The following is a 21,350-nucleotide window of genomic DNA, read 5'->3' as shown; positions in this document are numbered from 1 at the left end:
CGCACGCAAGCGATCGCGTCTGACGCGGTGGCTTTCCCCGTCGTTTCCTGCATATCTCTTGTTCGTATATCCTGGGCTTGACAGTTGAAGAGGAGTGTATTCGCGCCTGAGCTGCGGATACACTCCTCTTATCGTCAGACTTTGCTGCAGTGAGAGGCGAGAGAGGGCAAAGCGTGAGCAATTGCTCCGTTTGACTCGGTAACAACCGCGGCGTAGGGACAGGTCGCTGTGCACATTCCGCACTTCAGACACAGACGCTCGACGATGGTCGACGGCTTCCCGTAACGGCCCCTGATGGCGTTGGCCGGGCACGTCAGCTTGCAGCACCGACAACCCGTGCATATTGCGGAGTCGATCTCGTAGCGGATAAGGCTTTGGCACGTAAGTCCGGGACAGCATCTCTCAACATGCGCGGCGTATTCATCTCTGAAATAACGCAGAGAGCTGACGATGGGTCTGGTCGAAAGGCGGCCCAAGCCGCAAAGCGAGTTTTTCTCGATGTGCTGTGCCGTCTCTGCCAGTTTCTCCAGGCTTTCCAACGAAGCATTGCCTGACGTGATGTCCTCAAGAAGGGATGCCGCTCGAGCGAGGCCGTCCCTGCACGCCGGACAGCGGCCGCAAGACTCGTCCCTTGAGAATTCGGTCAGATATCGCACTGTGTCCACGACGCACGAGCGTTCGCCTAGGAAGACGATGCCGCCCGATCCTATGGAGCCGCCCGCCTCGCCCAATGACTCGAAGTCAAGGTTGAAGTCAAGGTGGGCGGGGAGGAGCACGCCGGAAGGGCCGCCCACTTGGTATGCTTTCGCTTCAACTTCGCCGCCTGCCTCGCACGGCTTCTTGCCCGAATCCGATCCTGCGCTTCCCAGGGCGCAGGCGAGCTTTTTCATGGGCACCCCCATGGGAACCTCAACCAACCCGGGCCTTGCGACGTTTCCCGCGATTGAGAACACTTTCGTACCAGGGCTTTCGGGCGTCCCGATCGAGCGAAACCATTCAGGACCGCGGCAGACGACGAAGGGCACGTTCGCCAACGTCTCCACGTTGTTCATGCAGGTGGGTAGGCCCCACAGCCCGCGCTCGCTCAGATGCGGGGGGCGCCTGCGCGGCCTGCCGGGATATCCTTCCATCGCGGCGACCATTGCCGTGCCCTCGCCGCACACGTAGGCTCCCGCGCTGCGGATGACGGAGATATCGAACGAAAAGCCGGTTCCGCCAATGTCGGATCCGAGAAGTCCTGTTGCGCGGGCCTCGGATAGCGCTGATTGAAGCGTTTCGCAGGCCTGCGGGTACTCGGATCTGGTGAACACGTAGCCCTTGGCAGCACCGATGGCGTAGCCAGAGATCAACATGCCCTCGATGAGCGCGTGGGGGTCGCCTTCCATGATCCCGCGGTCCATGAACGCTCCCGGATCCCCCTCGTCGCCGTTTGCGATGACGTATTTCTCCTCGGACGGAGCGTCATGGGCGAGCTGCCATTTGCGTCCCGTCGGAAACCCCGCACCGCCGCGACCGCGAAGGCCCGACTTCTCTATCATCGTAATGACATCTGTGGGAGCAAGGTCGTCCAAAGCCCGCACAAGCGCCGCATAACCGCCGCAGGCGGCATATTCGGAAGCCGAAGAGGGGACGATGAGCCCGCATTTCCCCAAGATACGCTTCTCTTGAATGCGATCGAGGGAGTCGTCGGGGGCTGCGACGAACGAAGACGCTCCCGACGGGACAGAGTCGCCGAGCAGTGGGCGGTCATCCGACGACGACGTGCTGAGAGGGAGCCATTCGGGAAGCGCACCTTTCGCGAGGGGCTTCAGGAGTTCATCGACTCTCGAAGAATAGACTGGGCCGTATACAGCCCTGCCCGCACCAGGGACGAACACCTCGACGAGTGGCTCCGCCCAGCATGCGCCCCTACATCCGACCTGGACAACATCGGCGCTAAGGCCAAGTCTGTCGATCCCGTCGCAAAGCGCGAGGAACACCTCCTCGGACCCGGCGGCACGACCGCAAGTTCCCATTCCGACGGATATGCGGAGGTGAGGGGGGCGCAGCCTCACCTCCCCCTCTCGTCTCAGTCTGTCGACTATCCCGGAGACGGTTCTAGGCATGCTCGATCAACCTCGCAATCTGCGAAGCATCCGTCAGCCGGACCCGGGCATACGTCTTCGCGTCGACCACCATGACAGGCGCCGAGCCGCACGACCCCAGGCAGCCGACCTTTCTCAGCGTAAACAAACCGTCCGCCGTCGTCTGGCCGACATTGATTCCCAAGGCTCCCTCCAGTGCCTGGATGATGCTCCGCGATCCTCCTGCATGGCAGGCTGTCCCGTCGCAGACCAGCACGAGGTGCTCGCCCACCGGCTCCTCGGAGTACTCATGGAAGAAGGACCTGACCTCGCGAAGGCGTACGAGGCCAACGCCCGTCTGGCGAGACAGCTCCTCGAGGGCGCCGTCGGGAACGTAGCGGAACCTCTTCTGGAGGTAGTTAAGGACGCCCAAGACCTGGCCGGTTGGGTCGGGATGCAACGCCAGCGCCTCGTCCACAGCATCGACGAGGGCGATATCATCTGGAAGGTCGATCATGCGAATTCACCTAGGCGCTCGGCGACTTGGGTGCCTGCGGCGCAGCGGGAGCAGCAGGCGCGCGCGGAGCGGACGGTGCGGTTGCTGCGGTTGCTGCGCCGTCGCCTTCCGAGAAGCCGCAGATAGGGCACTCGCTCATACCAAAGGGAAGGGTAGAACCGCATGAAGCGCATTTTGCTTCGCCAACTTCAGGTGGTCGAAAACACATAGAGATCTCCTTACTTCCTCGATCAGTTGAACTAAGGAAGGGGCCGCCTGCGAAGAGCGGCCCCTTCCTTGCAATTCGGGGTTCACCCGACCGACTCACCCGTCCTCGTTCTTCGAGCGGGCAAGATTCTCTTCAACCGTCGGCGCCTTCATCACCAACGTGTGATAGGCGAGGATGCTGTCGATGTCATCGGTGACTTCGGAGGGGTCATCGTATACGTTGGGCAGCTCGGGAGTTCTCGGGCCGTGCAGCTCAAGCGCACGCTTTTCGTCGTAGGGGACATGCTTCACGTGCGGCGTCATGGGCTTGAACACGGCCGCGGGCTTTACGACATTGCCAAGGGGCATGTCCTCGAGAGCGCGAACGTCGCCATATTTCTCAATCATCTCGTCGAGCGGGCCGAAATCGAGCGCACGCTGCGGGCAGGACGCTACGCAGATGGGCAGCTCACCCGCAAGCAGCTTGTCGTAGCACATGTTGCATTTTGACATGGGCGTCCCAGGGGCGTTGTCCTCGTACTGGGGCGCGCCGTACGGGCATGCCTGCCAGCACTTGCGGTCACCCTCGCACAGGTCCGAATCAACCAGAACAGCACCGAACTTGTCTTCTTTGAAGATGGCTTTGTGGTCGCACGCGTCGGCGCATACCGGGTTCTCGCAGTGGTAGCACGTCGCGAACAGAACGTGCACGCGAGGCTGCGGGAAGGCGCCCTTCTCCCACTGCATCATGCGCAGCCACTTGACGGGCGTGCCCGCCTCGATGTCGTTCCAGTCGCGGCAGGCGACAGAGCACGCATGGCAGTTGGTGCAGCGGCTCTGGTCGAAGAAGAAACCGTATTGGGTCATGGTTACTTCACCTCCATCATCAACTCTTTAGGGGCGTCAATCTCGGTGTACTCCACCTTCTCAATCTCAACGAGGTCGGAGCACAGCAACGCGCCCAGGATGTCATCGTAGAACTCGTCCTTGATCAGGAAGTTGCAGTTTCCTCGTGTGTCGACTCCCTGCGGGGAGAGCTCGGTCTTGTGCTTGGTGTGCTCCTGCCAGCGGCCGAAGATAACACAGGTAACGCCAGGGGTCATGCGGGACGTGACGTACGCAGGAACCACAATTTCGCCTGCATCGTTGAAGACGCGCACCAAGTCGTTATCCTTGATGCCACGACGCTTGGCATCAGAGGCGCTCAGCCACACGGAGTTGCGGAACTCATCGCGGAACCACTTGACTCCGTCGAGGCCGGTGTGGTGACGGTAGAAGGAGTGCGGAGTGAGCAAGTTGAGCGGATACTTGTTGACGCGCGCTGAGAACATGCTCGTTGGCGATACGCGATACTTCGCCATGGGGTCGATGCGGCCAGACCCGCCAAACGTCTTCTGGCCGATGTGGTGAACCGACTTCTTGAGGTCGGCATCAGCTAGAAAGTCGCAATAGAACTCAATCTTACCGGACGGGGTGTTGAACGGGATCTTCTCCTTGATCTCGCGCTCGCGCCACACCCAATAGTCGTTCATGGGCCAACGGCAGATCGGCTCTTTCTTGAACTCCGTCCACGACTCTGGCGGATTGAGGCGCTCGATGACGCCCGGGGTGTTGGTGCGCCAGTGATTGTACGTGCCCTCGGCGATTTGGTCGATCGCGGCGTTGAATTCTTCAGTAGTCTCTGCATCGCCCAGGAACGGCGCCCACATATCGCCGATGCCGAGCTTCTTCGCGATGAGGCGCATTGCGAGAATGGGGTGCTTTGCTTCGCCCGGAGGGGTGCACGTCGCGTTGTAATACGCGAAGTAGTTCATGCAGCCATAAGCCGGAGACCAGCCGTGCGAACCGGTGTCGGCAGTGGAAGTGGTCCACTTGATGCCCTCAAGGAAGTGGGAGGCGTAGGGCAGCACGATGTCCGCATAGCGCAGATTCGGATTTTGCCAATTCCAGTGTCCTACTATGAAGAACACGTCGGGATCCATGAGGGCCTTGATGCGATCATTGGAGTCGTACCAGCCCGTCGGGAAGGTGCGCACCATGTTCAGCAGGTGGATGACCTTGATGTTGGGAGCCTCGGCATCGGATGGGCAGCCGATGGACGCCTTGTACTCCTCCATGGTCATCTCGCCAGCCTCCATCTTGCGCCGGTTGTTGATTGCGGCGCTGAAGCGCTCGGCCTCCATGCAGACGGTGTCCTGGTAAGGCGCGGGCATCGCGCTTCCGAGGTAGACATACGGGGACGGCATAGGATCGCCGGCGCCAGATCCATGCGCACAGCTCATGCCGGCAGTGCCCTTCTTGCCGATGTTGCCGGTCAAGGAGTTCAGGTAATTGATGAGGCGCGGAGCATCCTTGCCGTAGATCTTGCGACCAACGGCCCACACCATACGGCAGAAGCATGGTTGGTTGTCGGCCATCATGCGGGTGAGTTCGCGAATGGTCTCTGCGGGCACGCCGCAAATAACCTCGGCCCACTCGGGGGTCTTGGGCTGCTCGTCGTAGGTCTCGCCCATGACGTACTGGCGGAACTTCTCCAGTCCCGTGGGCTCAACCCACTCCTCCACGAACTCGTGATCGTAGATATCCTCCTCGAACAGAGTGTGGCACATGGCGAGAATCATGGCCTTGTCGGTGTCGGGTCGGATGGGGATGTACTGGGTGGCGAGGGCCTGGGCGGTCCAGGTAAAGCGCGGATCGATGACGATGACAGGGATGCCCTTTTCCTTTGCCAACAGGATGTAATAGATCTGCTCGGTGTAGTTGATCGCCGGATCGAAGCCGAAGAAGAGGATCATTTTCGCATCGAGGTAGGACTGGTTCTCAACGTTTCCATTTGCAGAGCCGTTGTAGAACGACGCGAGGTCGTTGCCCTGGCCAAAAGTCATGGAGTCGGCGAAGTTGTGCGGCTCGTAGGAGTCCTCTCCCCAGCAGGCGATGCCTCCGCCGGGCAAGTACTTGGAGAACGGGTCAAACGAGCTCTGGAGCATGCCGTCGCCGTAAACCGAGAGAGGCCCATATTTCTCACGTGCCTCGAGAATCTTCTCGGCGATGATAGTAGTCGCCTCATCCCAGCTAATGCGCTCGAACTCAAGCGTGCCCTTCGGTCCGACTCGGCGCATCGGGTAGAGGATGCGGCTCTCGGTCTGGATGTCACCGCGCACGCCGCGGCCGCGCGTACAAGCGCGCTTTTGGTACATGCCTTGGTAGACCTCTTCCTCAGTCATATAGGCATCCTCGCGACCCTTGTTGGGGTGGATCGTGTTGTCGGTCTCGATGCTTATGCACCTACCATCGCGCATGTGAACGCGAAGAGGGCAGCCATCGAAGCAGCCGTTCTGTGAGCAGCTTGCGTACATGATCTCGTCGCCGTCATGTTTGGCTACTATTTCGGCCTGCACGCGCTCGAGTTGACCTGCAGCTGGTGCCCATCTGTTCTCTGTTTGTGCCATTCTAACCTCCTTCTCAGAAGTACTCGCGGCGGGGGATCCCGCCAGGGTCTCGACGCTCCTCTACGCCGACAGCCCTCTGGATAAAGCAGCCTCGCATTGGATCTTACGGTTGATTTGGGGGTGTGTCCCCCCTACGAAAAGAAGTGGCGACCCCATGATTTCCTCATACCCACGCTATGACGCCGCTTGTGGATTCTTTCTTTTGTTTTCGTGCCATTTGTGATCGTTGTCGATGCTTTCCTTTTCTGTGGCATCAATTATCTTTGCTATGGATAAACAAGCTATCTCTTTTGCTCTGACACTTTGCGCTCGGGCAAACTTCTGATTCGCTACTTTCCCTGTATAATCGGAGCATTGAGAGAGAGGGATAGTGTGAACATCCGATACCTGAGGGAATTCCTCGTGTTCCAACAGCATTTGAACTTCACCGCTGCGGCGAAAGAGCTCTTTATATCGCAGCCGGCCCTAAGCAATCACATAGCCTCACTCGAAAACGAGCTGGGCGTTCCTTTGCTGAAACGCGGTTCGACGTTCACCCTTACCAGCGCGGGAAGGGCGCTTGCCGTAGACGCCCCGCAGCTGCTCATGCTGCATGATGCCATCATCGAGAAGTGCCGAGATGCGGACGCAAACGGCGGCACTTTGACCATCGCCCGCAACCACGGCACAAGAAGCAGCAATGAGGACAATTTTGACATCCTCCTTTCCGGCTTCATCAAGGAGAAGCCGGGTATCTATATACGTGATGTCATATGGGACGAGAGTTCGGCTTACCGTACGCTCTCGAGCGGAGAGGCCGATTGCGTGGCAGTAAACTATTTCCCACCGGCCGAGGACGTCGCGAAAGGCGTTAAGTTCGTTGCCGCACCGAACTTCGTGAACGGGCGCTTCAGGCTCTGGTGTGACAAATCTCATCCATTGGCGAAGAAGGGCAGCGTCACATGGGATGAGATCGATGCTGTCAAAATGGCCTTCTCGATAGAGCAGAGAATCGTCTCAACAAACGCGCGGGATCTTTGCGCAAAGCTCGGAATCAAGCTCGAGTCTCGCACGGTGCCCGATTTCGGCTGGGGTTACCTGCGGGCTCTCAAGAAAGACGAGATCATGCTCCTCGACAACGGCTTCGAGGGATACCGATCCTTTGAAACGTTTCCAAATCGCGTCCTCGTATCCGTTGAGGGGCGCTTCAGCGAAAGCCTACTGCACATTGCCTATCTGGAGGAAAACGAAAATCGTGCCTTCCGCATCTTCCTCGACTACATAGAGCAGCAGCGCGAAACTCCGTACTATACGCACCCGGAAGAGATCTGCTGATCCTGACGAGACGAGTCTTGGGAGCAGACGACGAAACGATGCGAATCAGGCCGTCATCTGCTCCCATGTGGTCGGCCAATGAGTTCCTTGGGCGTGCACAAGCATTTCGTGGAGCGGTGACAGGAAAGCCGTCTTCTATAATGCATACCAAAGCAGCCTCCTTTTTCCTCGAAACATCCAGCCGGAGTTCATCGCCGAGTCAGACGACGCGGCGCGAAAGGAGACTATCATGGGTCGATTGGACGGCAAAGTCGCCATCATCACCGGAGCAGCCCACGGCATGGGCCTCGCGGCAACCAAGCTTTTCCTCAAGGAAGGCTGCAAAGTGCTCGCCCTTGACATCAACGCAGATACGGTCAGGGAAAACCTTGAGGTCATTGACTCGCCCGACCTCGCTTCTGTGGTGTTCGATGTCCGAGACGCAGCGGGCTGGCCGGAAGTCGTCGAGCAGGCCGTGTCAAAATTCGGAAAGGTCAACGTCCTCGTCAACAACGCAGGTATCGCCTCCAACCCCACCAGCATCGTTGACATGACGATGGAAACCTGGGAGGAGATCGTGGAAACCGACCTGTTCGGTGTATTCTACGGCATGAAGTTCACCATTCCCGCCATGATCGAGGCGGGTGGCGGCTCCATCGTAAACGTCGCCTCGACAGCCGCCATACGCGGCGGCATGGCTGACGGCGGAAGCTGCGCCTACGCTGCGGCAAAGGGCGGCGTAACAGCCATTACCAAGAGCATCGCGAACGCCTATGGAGCGAGCAATATCCGCGTCAACGCCGTTATTCCGGGCCCCACAAACGCTGCGCTCGAAGGAGGCGCCCTTGGCGGCATCTCCGATGCTTGGACTCCCGAAATGCTCGAGGCCTACATGAAGGCGCTCGTCGCGGCGATGCCCCTGGCGCCTCACATGGCAACCATGATGGTGGAGCCGATCGACCTCGCCTATGCATATCTCTATCTTGCATCGGATGAGTCTCGCTTCGTAACCGGAACTGAAATTGTTGTCGACGGCGGCATGATCAGCCACTAACTTTCCGCCTGCCCAAACCAGCTACAAGATCCGTCTCGAAACTTCGAACTGCAACATATTGCAAGGAGATCATCATGAATACCAATTTTGCCCATGCGGCGCTCACTGTCAAGAACACTGATCGTTGCCTTGAGTTCTACTGCGGGCTCCTGGGCATGAAACTCGATATTGACTTCGGCATGCAGCCTGCCGACATCAAGACGAACGTCGAGGGAAGCCAGATGCGCGTGACCCTCATAGCCGACGCAAACGGCAACCAGGTTCTCGAGACATTCGAATTCATCGATGCCGAACAGCGTCGCTTCGAGGACAAGTGCCGCCACACCGACTATTGGTGTCCGCATATTGCGCTCACCGTGGACAATCTGAAGGAAGTGTACGACAAGCTTGTCGACGCCGGTATCGAGGTGAGCATTCCCTTCACCGACGTTGCAGGGTACAAATTCGCCTATGTCTACGATTACGATGGATTCCTCGTGGAGCTCATCGACGCATCCACCTACTAGGAGCCGGATCTGCTAGGACTCTTCCGCCCCAAGACGCGTAGCGCGGTCCTTGATGCGCTTTGACAAGGCTTGCGCAGTCGCATAGCAGATCGTCGGATGCTCCCCATACCTTGTCTTCGATTTGGCGGAGTGGGAACAGAGAGGGTTTCCACTCCGTAGCTTTGCGTCTTAGGTGCCATTTGCCATGCTGGTCTGCTTTTCGGTCGCAGCCGAAACAGGCAAACCAACTCTCTCACACATCTACCCGAAAACCCTTGTGCTCCGCAACCATTCGAAGCGCCTCGATAATGCAATAGCTGCCTACGAGGCAAGGCTCGCAGAGAGAAATCTGTCTGACACCCCGTTTCGTATGGTTAACTTACTTTATGGACGCGGAAGCGCACTGCAGACTTCATTTTTGCTCATTTCGAGAAACTCTAGCCGTATAGCGAGTCGTGGCCTATCCCGACGGAGAAAGTGCTGTGGCGGCAAAGCAGTTCGCGCTGCTTTCGAAAATGATGATCGGGCGTGACTCGTGATACTTGGACAGCGGCCACAAAAGAGGAAGCGCATTTTCCGAAGAGAAGCGTTCGAGTTGAGGAGCTCGGCTGTGGCTTAGGAGAGGACCCGGGACGGATCGCCGTGCCGGGTCTTTTGCTATACTGGGGTAAACACGCCACTTTGCAAGGAGCCCGCATGCTGCCTTACTTCAAGCGCTACGTCATCATCTGCTGCGTCGCCGCGGCCGCCGTCCCCCTCGTCGCCTCGACCATCTGGCCGCTGATCACCGGGCAGATCATGGCGGCGTCCCTGCCGGGGCTCATCACGCTGCTCGTGCTGTTCTTCGGCACCATGGCCGTCATGCAGCGCGTCATGGGCATGAAGGCGCAGGCCGAGACCGAGCGCCTCTTCGCGCTCTACAACGAGCAGTGCGACCCGAACGCGCTCATCGACCAGGGCGCGCCCGTCGCCGAGCTCGTCGAGCCGCAGTGCGGTGAGCTGCCCTCGTGGTTCATGTCGTACTACGCCCAGGCCCTGCTCGACGCGGGCCAGGTCGAGCGCGCGCAGGCCGTGAAGGCGACGCAACTCGGCGGCGTGGCGAACCTCAAGAAGCCCGAGGCCCGGGCGGCCGTCGTGGTGAACATGGTGCCCCTCGCGCTGAAGCTCGACGAGCCCTCTGACGTGCTCGGGCTCATCGCGCAGGGGGAGGGGCTGCTCGAGGGGCTCGCCGATGACGCGTCCGCGCAGCGCCGCGCGTATCTGGCCTCGCAGCGCGAGCTCGTGGATGCGCGCGTCGCCGAGGACCCGCAGGGGCTGCTCGACTTGTGCGAGCAGGTGCGCGCGAACGCCGACCACCCCCTGCGCCTGCGCGTCGAGCGCGCGTGGGACGAGGCGCAGGCATGCTACCGGCTGGGCGACGCGGCCCGCGAGCGCGCCTGCCTCGAGTTCGTGGTGGGTCACGGCAACAAGCTCGCCCTCGTGACGCCCGCCCGCGCCCGCCTCGCCGCCTTAGGCGTGTAGGGGCGGCCATCTGCCAGAAAGAGCGCTCCGCCTTCGCGACGCCGCGTCCAGCAAAACGGACGCGTCTCGCCAGGGCTTTGGCGCCGCGCGAGCCAGCGTGAGGCGCTACGTACGGTGCGGTCCGACGCGGGCGGGCGTGGCGTCGTCATGGCGCCCCGCCCGCTCGTGAAAAACTTGGCGCCGAGGGGTTACGCACGCGGGGGAAACGTGGCATACTGGATCAGTCCTTTAAATGCGGTACAGAGAGACCGACAAGGTACAAACCAAGTGCATCACCTGCGCGCGGCCGCGCGCGGCGAAGATGCGAAGCGGGGAGAGCCTTTGTCAGTCGCAGGGGCTCGTTTTTTTGCCCTGCGACGGCGGGATGAACGCGGCGGACAGGACGCGAGCGCAGCGAGGAGCGTGAGGCGCGCGGGCGGCGGGCGCAGGCCCGGGCACGTGAGCGCAGCGCGAGCGCAAGCGGCCTGACGGCGGGGGATTCGGTTTCGTCTGTGCGCACTCGAACCAGAAGGGAGTGTGTATGAACGAGAACAGCCTGGTCAAATCCGTTTGCATGGATGCAAGCGAGATCGAGCGATCCATCACGCGCATTGCGCATCAGATCCTCGAGGCCAACAAAGGAGCTCAAGGCATCGCGCTCGTGGGCATCGTGACCCGCGGCGACCTGCTTGCCAAGAAGCTCGCCTGCAAGATCGAGGAGATCGAAGGGGTGAAGGTGCCCCTCGGCAAGCTCGACATCAGCTTCTACCGCGATGACTTCATGACGCATTTCGCGCCCGAGGTCCACTCCACCGACATCGCGTTCGACATCGACGGCATCACGGTCGTCCTCGTGGACGACGTGCTCTACACGGGCCGCACCATCCGCGCCGCGCTCGACGCGCTCATGGACATCGGCCGCCCGGCTGCCGTGCAGCTCGCCGTCCTCGTCGACCGCGGCCACCGCGAGCTGCCCATCCGCGCCGACTACGTGGGGAAGAACGTGCCCTCGTCCGCCGACGAGAGCGTGCGGCTCTTCCTCGAGGAGGTCGACGGCGTGTCAGCCGTGGAGATTCTTGCAATCGAACCGGGCTCCCGCGCGGGCTCGGCACCCCTGGGAGGTGAGTAGGGCATGGGCTTCAACCACAAGCACCTGATCGACATCACGGAGTACTCCGCCGACGACATCATGACCATCCTCGAGACGGCGGTGCGCTTCCGCGAGGTCAACGAGCGGCGCATCAAGCAGGTGCCCACGCTCAAGGGCTTCACCGTCGTGAACATGTTCAACGAGCCCTCCACGCGCACGCGCTCCTCCTTCGAGATGGCCGAGAAGCGCCTGAGCGCCAACAGCCTCAACTTCGGCGGCTCGTCCACCTCCACGGTCAAGGGCGAGAGCCTCGTGGACACGGTCGAGACGCTGTGCTCCTACAAGGTCGACATGATCGTCGTCCGCGACAAGCACGCGGGCGTGCCGCGCAAGATCGCCGACGTGTCGGGCGTGCACGTGATCGACGCCGGCGACGGCAAGCACCAGCACCCCACGCAGGCCCTGCTCGACCTGTACTCCATCTGGCAGACCAAGGGCGACCTCGGCAAGCTGCACGTCGGCGTCGTCGGCGACATCGGGCACTCCCGCGTGTGCGGCAGCCTCATCCCCGCGCTCAAGATCATGGGCTGCGAGGTCACGGTCATCGCCCCGCCCACGCTCCTGCCGGCGCGCCCCGACGTGCTCGGCGCCGACCACTGGACGAGCAACCTCGACGAGGCCCTGCCCGAGCTCGACGTGGTGTACATGCTGCGCATCCAGCGCGAGCGCCTCGAGGGGGCGCCGTACCCGAGCCTGCGCGAGTACAACATGCTCTACGGCCTCACCGAGGCACGCGAGCCCCTCATGAAGCCCGACGCCATCGTGTGCCACCCCGGCCCCATCAACCGCGGCGTCGAGCTCGACTCCTACATGGCCGACCACCCGGAGCGCTCGGTCATTCTCGACCAGGTCTATGCCGGCATCCTGACCCGCATGGCCGCCCTGTACCTGCTGCTTGGAGGGAGCGAAGATGGCATTGCTGCTTAGAAACGCGCACTTGGTCGACCCGCAGGTCGGCCTCAACGAAGTCGCCGACGTGCTCATCCGCGACGGCCGCATCGTGGAGATCGGGCACGACCTCGACATGCCGAAGGGCGTCGAGCGCGACCTGGCGGGCAAGACGGTCGTCCCGGGCCTCGTGGACATGCACGTCCATCTGCGCGAGCCGGGCTTCGAGCAGAAGGGCGACATCGCCTCCGAGACGCGCGCGGCGGCCAAGGGCGGCTACACGGCCGTGTGCTCCATGCCCAACACCAAGCCGGTGGTGGACAACGCGGTGGCCGTGGAGTACGTGAAGGCGCGCGCGGCCGCGGTGGGCAAGTGCCGCGTGCACGTGTCCGGCGCCTGCAGCCAGGGCCTCAAGGGCGAGACGCTCTCCGAGATGGGCGACATGGTCGCCCACGGCGCGGTGGCCTTCACCGACGACGGCCGCGGCGTGCAGGGCGCGGGCATGATGCGCCGCGTCATGGACTACGCGAGCCAGTTCGGCCGCGTGGTCATGAGCCACTGCCAGGACGAGGACCTCGTCGGCGAGGGGCAGGTGAACGAGGGCGTGGCGTCCACGCGCCTCGGGCTCTTGGGCTGGCCGGCCGAGGGCGAGGAGCTCCAGATCGCCCGCGACATCGCGCTGTGCCGCCTGACGGGCTGCCCGCTGCACGTCCAGCACATCTCCACCGCGCGCGGGCTCGACCTGGTGCGCGCCGCGAAGGCCGAGGGGCTGCCCGTGACCTGCGAGGCCACGCCGCACCACCTGTTCCTCACCGAGGACGCCATCGGCGACGACTACAATACCAGCTTGAAGGTGAACCCGCCGCTGCGCACGGCCGCTGACGCCGCCGCGCTCGTCGAGGGCGTCATCGACGGCACCGTCGACGCCATCGTCACGGACCACGCGCCGCACACCGACTTCGAGAAGGACCGCGAGTTCGAGCTCGCGCCCTTCGGCATGATCGGCCTGGAGACGGCGCTCGGCCTCATGGTCACGAACCTCGTGAAGCCGGGCCGGATCACCTGGGAGCGCCTCGTGGAGCTCATGAGCGTCGCCCCGCGCGAGATCCTGCGCGTGGAGCCCGTGCGGATCGAGCCGGGCAGCGTCGCCGACCTCACGGTGATCGACCCCGACGTCACCTGGACGGTCGACGTCGCCGACTTCGCCTCGAAGGCCAAGAACTCCGGCTTCGTCGGGGCCGAGCTCACGGGCCGCGCGACGGACGTGTACGTGGGCGGCTACGCCACGCTCGAGGACGGCGCCATCGTCGAGTAGCCAACGCGCGCCTGCGCCCGACGGCATGGGGGCAGGCGGCACATGAGTAGTTCGGCGGGGCCGGGCACGAGCCCGGCCCCGCTGTGAGAGGGAAAGGGTAGCGCATGAGCGAGACAAGCGAGCGACTGCTCGCGGGCACGTCCAAGCCCGCCGGCACGCCGGCTCTCCTCGTATTGGAAGACGGCGCGGTTTTCAAGGGAACCGCCTGCGCGGCGCGAGGGGAGGTGTTCGGGGAGATCTGCTTCAACACGTCGCTCGAGGGCTACCTCGAGGTGATCACCGACCCGTCCTACGCGGGCCAGATCGTCACCATGACCTACCCGCAGATCGGCAACTACGGCGTGAACCTGGACGACTGCCAGTCTGACGCGCCCGCCCTGCGCGGGCTCGTGGTGCGCGACATGTGCGCCACGCCGTCCAACTGGCGCAGCGAGATGAGCCTGCCCGAGTTCCTCGCCAAGAACGACGTGGTGGCCGTCGAGGGCGTAGACACGCGTGCGCTCGTGCGCCACGTGCGCGACCACGGCGCGCAGCGCGCGGTGCTCTCCACCGAGGACGCCAGCGCGGAGAGCCTGCTCTCCAAGGTGCGCGAGAGCGCGTCCATCGTGGGCGTGAACCTGGCGGCCACGGTGTCGTGCGAGGCGGTTCACGCCTTCGACTCGGTGCCGACCAGCCACGCCTTCGCCGTCGAGCCCCCCGCCCCCAAGCGCTACCGCGTGGTGGCGTACGACTGCGGCGCGAAGCGCTCCATCTTCGAGAACCTCGTGCGCGTGGGCTGCGACCTCACCGTGGTGCCGTGGGACACGCCGGCGCCCGAGGTGCTGGCGATGGAGCCCGACGGGGTGTTCCTCTCGAACGGCCCCGGCGACCCCGAGGCCGTCGAGGGCACGTACGCGCAGGTCGAGCAGCTTCTGGGCAAGGTCCCGGTGTTCGGCATCTGCCTGGGGCACCAGATGATCTCGAAGGCCGCGGGCGCGTCGATCGAGAAGCTCAAGTTCGGGCATCGCGGCGGCAACCAGCCGGTCATGAACCTGCGCACGGGGCGCGTGGAGATCACGGCGCAGAACCACGGCTTCGGCCTGGTGTGGCCGAGCCTGGGGCCGCTCGTGCCGGAGCTCTCCGAGGGCTTCAAGGGGCATGAGGACGACCTGCGCTTCTGGGCGCGCGCCCAGTGCGCGCCGGTGGTGCGCAACGAGAAGTTCGGGCGCATCCAGCTCACGCACGTGAACCTCAACGACGGCACCGCCGAGGGCATCGCGTTTCTGGACGTCCCCGCGTTCTCGGTGCAGTACCACCCCGAGGCCTCGCCCGGGCCGACTGACGCGCACTACCTGTTCACGGCGTTCACGCGCCTGATGGACGGGCGCGAGGACTACCTCGACATCGACATCGCGGCCGACCGCCTCGAGGGCTGGACGTTCGCGGGCGATGCGCGCGAAGAGGGCTCAGGCAACGCAGGCGAAGGCAAGGTGAGCGAGTAATGCCGAAACGTGAAGACATCAAGTCCATCCTCGTCATCGGATCGGGCCCCATCGTCATCGGCCAGGCATGCGAGTTCGACTACTCGGGCGCGCAGGCGTGCAAGGTGCTCAAGGCCGACGGCTACCGCGTGGTGCTCGTGAACTCCAACCCGGCCACCATCATGACCGACCCCGAGCTGGCCAACCGCACCTACGTGGAGCCCATCACGCCCGAGTTCGTGGAGAAGGTGATCGCGCGCGAGGAGGTCGACGCGCTGCTTCCCACCCTCGGCGGGCAGACCGGCCTGAACACGGCCGTGGAGCTCGCGAAGTCCGGCGTGCTCGACAAGTACGGCGTCGAGATGATCGGCTGCGACCTGGCGGCCATCGAGCGCGGCGAGGACCGCAAGCTCTTCAACGAGTGCATGGAGGAGCTCGGCATCGAGACCGCGCGCAGCGGCTACGCCTACTCGGTGGCCGACGCCGAGGCCATCGTGGCCGACCTCGGATTCCCCGTGGTGCTGCGCCCCTCGTTCACGCTCGGCGGCGCGGGCGGCGGCATCGCGCACGACCTCGACGAGCTGCGCCTCATCGTGAGCCAGGGCCTCGAGCTCTCGCCGGCGGGCGAGGTGCTCGTGGAGGAGTCCATCGAGGGCTGGAAAGAGTTCGAGATGGAGGTCATGCGCGATCGGGCCGGCAACGGCATCATCATCTGCTCCATCGAGAACTTCGACCCCATGGGCGTGCACACGGGCGACTCCATCACGGTGGCGCCGGCCCAGACGCTCTCCGACGTGGAGTACCAGCGCATGCGCGTGGCGTCGCTCGCCATCCTGGAGAAGATCGGCGTGGAGACGGGCGGCTCGAACGTGCAGTTCGCCGTCAACCCGCGAAACGGCCGCATGGTCATCATCGAGATGAACCCGCGCGTGTCGCGCTCCTCGGCGCTCGCGTCGAAGGCCACCGGGTTCCCCATCGCGAAGGCGGCGGCGAAGCTCGCCGTGGGCTACACGCTCGACGAGATCACCAACGACATCACGAAGGCCACGCCCGCGTGCTTCGAGCCCTCCATCGACTACTGCGTCGTGAAGGTGCCGCGCTTCGCGTTCGAGAAGTTCGCCGGCACCGACGACACGCTGTCCACCCGCATGAAGGCGGTCGGCGAGATCATGGCCATCGGCCGCACCTTCGAGGAGGCGCTCGGCAAGGCCATGCGCTCGCTCGAGAACAGCCGCGCCGGCCTCGGCGACGACGGCAAGGGCATCGAGGGCGGCTCCTTCGACGACTTCGAGGACCTGGTGCACCGCCCCACGGCCGAGCGCATCTTCTTCGTCGCCGAGGCGCTGCGCCGCGGCTGGAGCGCCGAGCGCGTCTGCGAGGTCACGCGCATCGACCCCTTCTTCATCGCGCGCATCGCCGACATGGTCGCCGTGCAGGAGGCCCTGCGCGGCATGAGGCTCGACGAGCTCGACGCTGACGCGTTCCGCGTGGCGAAGCGCTACGGCGTCTCGGACGCCCAGATCGCCCACCTCACCGGCTCCGACGAGCTCACGGTGCGCACCTGCCGCAAGATGCTCGGCGTGCGCCCGGCGTTCAAGACGGTCGACACCTGCGCGGCCGAGTTCGCCAGCTCCACGGCCTACCACTACAAGACCTACGACGCCGACGAGTCCGAGGTGGCGCCGAAGACGCGCAAGCGCGCGATGATCCTGGGCGCGGGCCCGAACCGCATCGGCCAGGGCATCGAGTTCGACTACTGCTGCGTGCACGCGTCCTACGCGCTCGCCGAGGCGGGCTTCGAGACGATCATGGTGAACTGCAACCCCGAGACCGTCTCGACCGACTACGACACCTCCGACAAGCTCTACTTCGAGCCGCTCACCTTCGAGGACGTCATGGACATCATCGACGTGGAGCAGCCCGACGGCGTGGTGGTCACGCTCGGCGGCCAGACGCCCTTGAAGCTCGCGCGCGCCCTCGAGGCGGCGGGCGTGCACGTGATGGGCACCTCGCCCGAGGCCATCGACCTCGCCGAGGACCGCGACCGCTTCTCCGCCATCCTCGACGAGCTGGGCATCACGTACCCGGCGGCGGGCATGGCCTCCACGTTCGAGGAGGCGTGCGCCGTGGCCGACCAGATCGGGTTCCCGCTGCTCGTGCGCCCCTCCTACGTGCTCGGCGGCCGCGGCATGGCCATCGTGTACGACGGCGCGCAGCTGGAGAAGTACATGGGCGAGGCCGCGAAGATCTCGCCTGACCACCCGGTGTACCTCGACCGTTTCCTCGAGGGCGCCGTCGAGCTCGACCTCGACGCGCTCTGCGACGGCGAGGAGGTCTTCGTGGGCGGCATCCTCGAGCACATCGAGATGGCCGGCATCCACTCGGGCGACTCGGCCTGCTGCACGCCGCCGTTCGCCCTGTCCGAGGCCGTGCAGGCGCGCCTGCGCTCCATCGCGCGCCAGCTCGCGCTGCGCCTCGGCGTGGTGGGCCTCATCAACATCCAGTTCGCCATCAAGGACACGGTGATCTACGTGATCGAGGCGAACCCGCGCGCGAGCCGCACGGTGCCGTTCGTGTCGAAGGCCACGGGCGTGCCGCTCGCGAAGGCGGCTGCGCGCATCATGGCGGGGGAGAAGCTCGCCGACCTGGGCCTGCCGGCCGACGACCGCCGGCTCGACCACTTCAGCGTGAAGGAGGCCGTCATGCCGTTCGGCCGCTTCCCCGGCGCCGACGTGGTCTTGGGCCCCGAGATGAAGTCGACCGGCGAGGTCATGGGCATCGCCCGCAACTTCCCGGCCGCCTACACCAAGACCCAGCTCGCCATCAGCTACGAGCTGCCCCAGGACGGCGTCGCGTTCATCTCGGTGAACGACCGCGACAAGCGCAACATGGTGCCCATCGCCCGCGACATCGCGCGCTTGGGCTTCGAGATCGTGGCCACCACCGGCACGGCGCGGGCGCTGCGCGCCGTGGGCATCGAGTGCGAGGAGGTGGGCAAGATCCACGAGGGCGGCACGTCGATCATCGACCGCATCGCCGCCGGCGAGGTGTCGCTGCTCATCAACACGCCGTTCGGCACCGCCACGCGCGGCGACGGCTACGAGATGCGCGCGGCCGCCGTGCGCCACGGCGTCACCTACGTGACCACGCTCGCCGGGGCGCAGGCCATGGTCGCCGGCATGGAGTTCATGCGCCACTCCGGCCTCGACGTGATCGCGCTGCAGGACCTTCCCCAGTGGAGAGGATAACGACATGACCTTGGTGAATGAGAAGGCGCGCATCCTGGCGAACGCGTGCGTGGGGCCGCGGCTGTGGCTCATGGAGCTCGAGGCGCCCGCGATCGCCGCGACGGTCGAGCCGGGGCAGTTCGTGCACATGAGGGTGCCGCTCATGCCCGAGCGCATCCTGCGCCGCCCGTTCTCGATCTACGCGCGCGACGCGCAGGCGGGCACGGTGGAGGTGCTCTACCAGGTGGTGGGCGCCGGCACCGATCACATGACCACGCTTAGGGCAGACCTCGCCTGCGAGCTCATGGGCCCGGTCGGGCGCGGCTGGCAGCCGCCCGCCTCGGCCCGGCGCGCCCTCCTGGTCGGCGGCGGCGTGGGGGCGGCGCCCCTGTTCATGCTGGCCGAGCAGCTCGTGGGCGCCGGCGTGCGCACCGACGTGGTCCTGGGCGCGCAGACGGAGTCGGCGCTCGCGTGCCGCGGGCGCTACGAGGAGCTGCTCGCAACCGGCGCGTCCTGCGGGTGCGCGGGCGCGCGCTGCGCCACCGACGACGGCAGCTTCGGGCGCGCGGGCTTCTGCACGTCGCTCGTCGAGGAGGCCCTCGCCGAGGCGGACGCGGCGGGCGAGCCCTACGACTACGCGGCCGTATGCGGCCCCGAGCCGCTCATGAGGATCGTGGCGGGCATGGCGGCCCAATCCGGCGTGCCCTGCGAGGTGTCCATGGAGAAGCGCATGGCCTGCGGCATCGGCGCGTGCCTGTCGTGCGTGGTGGACACGCGCGCGGGGAAGAAGCGCTCCTGCGTCGACGGCCCGGTGTTTCCCGCAGAGGAGCTGATGTGGTAATGGACGAGCGAAACGAGCAGAAGGCGGCGCGCACCCCGCGCGCCACGAGCATGAGCCTGGCCGTCAACCTGGGCGGGCTCGACATGAGAAACCCCGTGACCACGGCCTCCGGCACGTTCGCCGCGGGGCGCGAGTACCACGACTTCGTGGACGTGGCGTCGCTCGGCGCCGTCACCACGAAGGGCGTGTCGCTGCACGGCTGGGAGGGCAACGCCTCCCCGCGCATCGCCGAGGTGCCCTCGGGCATGCTCAACTCCATCGGGCTGCAGAACCCCGGCGTGGCGCACCTCAAGGAGCATGAGCTGCCGTGGCTCGCCGAGGTGGGCGCCACCACCATCGTGAACGTGTCGGGGCACAGCTTCGACGAGTACGTGTCCGTGATCGAGGCGCTCGAGGACGCGCCGGTGGACGCGTACGAGGTGAACATCTCGTGCCCGAACGTGGACGCGGGCGGCATGACCATGGGCTGCCACGTGCCGAGCGTCGAGAAGGTGGTGTCGCTCTGCCGCGCGGCGACGGCCCGCCCGCTCATCGTGAAGCTCACGCCGAACGTCACGGACGTCACCGAGATCGCCCGCGCGGCCGAGGCGGCGGGCGCGGACGCCATCTCGCTCATCAACACGCTGCTCGGCATGGCGATCGACGCGCGCCGGCGCCGCCCGCAGCTCGCGCGCGTGGTGGGCGGCTTCTCGGGCCCGGCCGTGAAGCCCGTGGCCCTGCGCATGGTGTGGCAGTGCCACAACGCCGTGAAGGTGCCGATCCTCGGCATGGGCGGCGTCACCACCGGGACCGACGCCGTGGAGTTCATGCTGGCCGGCGCCACGGCGGTGGCGGTGGGCACGGCGAACTTCATGAACCCGCGCGCGACCGTCGACGTGATCGACGGCATCATCGACTACTGCGAAGAGCAGGGCGTTTCGGACGTCAACGAGCTGATAGGAGCGCTTCAATGCTAACGAACGACCTCAACCCCAACTTCCGCGAGCTGCCCCAGCGCGACCGCGTCATCGTCGCGCTCGACTGCAACGCCGCCTGGGAGGCCATCGTCATGGCCGACGCCCTGGTGGGGAAGGCGTCCTGGGTCAAGGTGGGCATGACGCTGTACTACGCCGAGGGCCCGGCCATCATCCAGATGTTCAAGCGCCGCGGCTTCAAAGTGTTCCTGGACCTCAAGTTCCACGACATCCCGCACCAGATCGAGGGCGCGGCGCGCTCGGCTGCGGCGAGCGGCGCCGACATGATCACCATGCACACGGTGGGCGGCCTGGCCATGATGCAGGCGGCTCAGCGCGGCGCGGTGGCGGGCGCGGCCGAGATCGGCGCCTCCGTGCCGGCGACGCTCGGCATCACGGTGCTGACCTCGATGGACGACGAGGCCCTTGCCTCCACGGGCGTGACGCGCCCCCTGCGCGACCAGGTGCTCGCCCTGGCCGACCTCGCGCGCAACGCCGGCATCTCCGGCGTGGTGGCCTCGCCGCAGGAGGCGGCGGCCCTGCGCGAGCTTCTGGGCCCGGACGCGTTCATCGTCACGCCCGGCGTGCGCCCCGCCGGCGCCGCGCTGGGGGACCAGAGCCGCGTGGCCACGCCGGCCGAGGCGTTCGCCGCGGGCGCGTCGCACATCGTCGTCGGCCGCCCCATCACGCAGGCGCCCGACCCCGCCGCGGCCTTCGACGCCATCGCCGCCGAGCTCGAGGGCTAGGCGCCTCCCTCGACGCTGATCGCGCCTTCTCGCCTGCTGAGCCCCGCGCGGGACGAGGGCCTGCCCTCCCGCGCGGGGCTCCTTTTCGCGCAGGAGGGCTCCACCTGTAGAGGATTTGTGATGGAAATGTTAATTTTCCCAGTTCAACACCTGATTCATCCATAATATGGGCGCTTGAGTTGCCCAGGGGCGCGCACGTGGCGCACTAAGCGGCCTCAAGCAG

Annotated in this window: 16 protein-coding genes; 12 read left to right on the top strand and 4 right to left on the bottom strand. The window is 64.8% G+C overall.

Annotation, left to right across the window (positions count from 1 at the left end; all coding sequences use genetic code 11):
• Window positions 1-134 precede the first annotated feature (134 nt).
• From G7Y49_RS04845 to G7Y49_RS04830, 4 genes are all read right to left on the bottom strand, one after another.
• Window positions 135-2,105, bottom strand: coding sequence for an NADH-ubiquinone oxidoreductase-F iron-sulfur binding region domain-containing protein (locus G7Y49_RS04845; RefSeq protein WP_165171635.1), 1,971 nt, complete (start codon window positions 2,103-2,105; stop codon window positions 135-137).
• Window positions 2,098-2,580, bottom strand: coding sequence for an NAD(P)H-dependent oxidoreductase subunit E (locus G7Y49_RS04840; protein WP_165171633.1), 483 nt, complete (start codon window positions 2,578-2,580; stop codon window positions 2,098-2,100). The genes G7Y49_RS04845 and G7Y49_RS04840 overlap by 8 nt, the downstream gene beginning before the upstream one ends.
• Window positions 2,581-2,883: 303 nt before the next feature.
• Entirely contained in the window at window positions 2,884-3,633 is a 750-nt protein-coding gene (locus G7Y49_RS04835; protein ID WP_165171631.1) for a 4Fe-4S dicluster domain-containing protein, read from the bottom strand.
• A 2-nt stretch (window positions 3,634-3,635) separates the two neighbouring features.
• On the bottom strand, window positions 3,636-6,215 hold the full coding sequence (locus G7Y49_RS04830) for a molybdopterin-dependent oxidoreductase (protein WP_165171629.1): 2,580 nt from the start codon (window positions 6,213-6,215) through the stop codon (window positions 3,636-3,638).
• 354 nt (window positions 6,216-6,569) lie between these two features.
• On the opposite strand from G7Y49_RS04830, the gene G7Y49_RS04825 reads away from it, so the two are divergent.
• From G7Y49_RS04825 to pyrF, 12 genes are all read left to right on the top strand, one after another.
• Entirely contained in the window at window positions 6,570-7,529 is a 960-nt protein-coding gene (locus G7Y49_RS04825) for a LysR family transcriptional regulator (protein ID WP_206214556.1), read from the top strand.
• 229 nt (window positions 7,530-7,758) lie between these two features.
• On the top strand, window positions 7,759-8,562 hold the full coding sequence (locus G7Y49_RS04820; protein WP_165171625.1) for an SDR family NAD(P)-dependent oxidoreductase: 804 nt from the start codon (window positions 7,759-7,761) through the stop codon (window positions 8,560-8,562).
• 74 nt (window positions 8,563-8,636) lie between these two features.
• On the top strand, window positions 8,637-9,068 hold the full coding sequence (locus G7Y49_RS04815; RefSeq protein ID WP_165171623.1) for a VOC family protein: 432 nt from the start codon (window positions 8,637-8,639) through the stop codon (window positions 9,066-9,068).
• 675 nt (window positions 9,069-9,743) lie between these two features.
• Window positions 9,744-10,568, top strand: coding sequence for a hypothetical protein (locus G7Y49_RS04810; RefSeq protein WP_165171621.1), 825 nt, complete (start codon window positions 9,744-9,746; stop codon window positions 10,566-10,568).
• Between the two features lie 520 nt (window positions 10,569-11,088).
• Window positions 11,089-11,676 (top strand): bifunctional pyr operon transcriptional regulator/uracil phosphoribosyltransferase PyrR, encoded by a 588-nt coding sequence (gene pyrR, locus G7Y49_RS04805; protein ID WP_165171619.1) that lies wholly within the window; start codon window positions 11,089-11,091, stop codon window positions 11,674-11,676.
• Window positions 11,677-11,679: 3 nt separating this feature from the next.
• Window positions 11,680-12,624 (top strand): aspartate carbamoyltransferase catalytic subunit, encoded by a 945-nt coding sequence (locus tag G7Y49_RS04800; protein ID WP_165171617.1) that lies wholly within the window; start codon window positions 11,680-11,682, stop codon window positions 12,622-12,624.
• Window positions 12,608-13,900: a dihydroorotase gene (locus G7Y49_RS04795; RefSeq protein ID WP_165171615.1), complete on the top strand. Its 1,293-nt coding sequence runs from the start codon at window positions 12,608-12,610 to the stop codon at window positions 13,898-13,900. Before G7Y49_RS04800 ends, G7Y49_RS04795 begins: the two co-directional genes overlap by 17 nt.
• Before the next feature lie 104 nt (window positions 13,901-14,004).
• Window positions 14,005-15,381, top strand: coding sequence for a glutamine-hydrolyzing carbamoyl-phosphate synthase small subunit (carA, locus tag G7Y49_RS04790; protein ID WP_165171613.1), 1,377 nt, complete (start codon window positions 14,005-14,007; stop codon window positions 15,379-15,381).
• Window positions 15,381-18,608 (top strand): carbamoyl-phosphate synthase large subunit, encoded by a 3,228-nt coding sequence (gene carB, locus G7Y49_RS04785; protein WP_165171605.1) that lies wholly within the window; start codon window positions 15,381-15,383, stop codon window positions 18,606-18,608. The genes carA and carB overlap by 1 nt, the downstream gene beginning before the upstream one ends.
• A gap of 4 nt (window positions 18,609-18,612) precedes the next feature.
• Window positions 18,613-19,428 carry a dihydroorotate dehydrogenase electron transfer subunit gene (locus G7Y49_RS04780; RefSeq protein WP_165171594.1) on the top strand — a complete coding sequence of 272 codons (816 nt, stop codon included), beginning with the start codon at window positions 18,613-18,615 and terminating at the stop codon, window positions 19,426-19,428.
• Window positions 19,428-20,384 (top strand): dihydroorotate dehydrogenase, encoded by a 957-nt coding sequence (locus tag G7Y49_RS04775; RefSeq protein ID WP_165171592.1) that lies wholly within the window; start codon window positions 19,428-19,430, stop codon window positions 20,382-20,384. The genes G7Y49_RS04780 and G7Y49_RS04775 overlap by 1 nt, the downstream gene beginning before the upstream one ends.
• On the top strand, window positions 20,378-21,127 hold the full coding sequence (gene pyrF / locus G7Y49_RS04770) for an orotidine-5'-phosphate decarboxylase (RefSeq protein WP_165171590.1): 750 nt from the start codon (window positions 20,378-20,380) through the stop codon (window positions 21,125-21,127). Before G7Y49_RS04775 ends, pyrF begins: the two co-directional genes overlap by 7 nt.
• The last annotated feature ends 223 nt before the right edge of the window (window positions 21,128-21,350 follow it).

This window comes from Adlercreutzia sp. ZJ242 (assembly GCF_011038995.1).
Classification (GTDB): domain Bacteria; phylum Actinomycetota; class Coriobacteriia; order Coriobacteriales; family Eggerthellaceae; genus CAAEEV01.
This window is presented reverse-complemented; position numbering and strand designations above follow the sequence as displayed.

Bases quoted from the DNA above. Each gene is read 5' to 3' on its own strand.
- G7Y49_RS04845 (WP_165171635.1), bottom strand. From the start codon at position 2,105: ATGCCTAGAACCGTCTCCGGGATAGTCGACAGACTGAGACGAGAGGGG.
- G7Y49_RS04840 (WP_165171633.1), bottom strand. From the start codon at position 2,580: ATGATCGACCTTCCAGATGATATCGCCCTCGTCGATGCTGTGGACGAG.
- G7Y49_RS04835 (WP_165171631.1), bottom strand. From the start codon at position 3,633: ATGACCCAATACGGTTTCTTCTTCGACCAGAGCCGCTGCACCAACTGC.
- G7Y49_RS04830 (WP_165171629.1), bottom strand. From the start codon at position 6,215: ATGGCACAAACAGAGAACAGATGGGCACCAGCTGCAGGTCAACTCGAG.
- G7Y49_RS04820 (WP_165171625.1), top strand. From the start codon at position 7,759: ATGGGTCGATTGGACGGCAAAGTCGCCATCATCACCGGAGCAGCCCAC.
- G7Y49_RS04815 (WP_165171623.1), top strand. From the start codon at position 8,637: ATGAATACCAATTTTGCCCATGCGGCGCTCACTGTCAAGAACACTGAT.
- G7Y49_RS04810 (WP_165171621.1), top strand. From the start codon at position 9,744: ATGCTGCCTTACTTCAAGCGCTACGTCATCATCTGCTGCGTCGCCGCG.
- pyrR (WP_165171619.1), top strand. From the start codon at position 11,089: ATGAACGAGAACAGCCTGGTCAAATCCGTTTGCATGGATGCAAGCGAG.
- G7Y49_RS04800 (WP_165171617.1), top strand. From the start codon at position 11,680: ATGGGCTTCAACCACAAGCACCTGATCGACATCACGGAGTACTCCGCC.
- G7Y49_RS04795 (WP_165171615.1), top strand. From the start codon at position 12,608: ATGGCATTGCTGCTTAGAAACGCGCACTTGGTCGACCCGCAGGTCGGC.
- carA (WP_165171613.1), top strand. From the start codon at position 14,005: ATGAGCGAGACAAGCGAGCGACTGCTCGCGGGCACGTCCAAGCCCGCC.
- carB (WP_165171605.1), top strand. From the start codon at position 15,381: ATGCCGAAACGTGAAGACATCAAGTCCATCCTCGTCATCGGATCGGGC.
- G7Y49_RS04780 (WP_165171594.1), top strand. From the start codon at position 18,613: ATGACCTTGGTGAATGAGAAGGCGCGCATCCTGGCGAACGCGTGCGTG.
- G7Y49_RS04775 (WP_165171592.1), top strand. From the start codon at position 19,428: ATGGACGAGCGAAACGAGCAGAAGGCGGCGCGCACCCCGCGCGCCACG.
- pyrF (WP_165171590.1), top strand. From the start codon at position 20,378: ATGCTAACGAACGACCTCAACCCCAACTTCCGCGAGCTGCCCCAGCGC.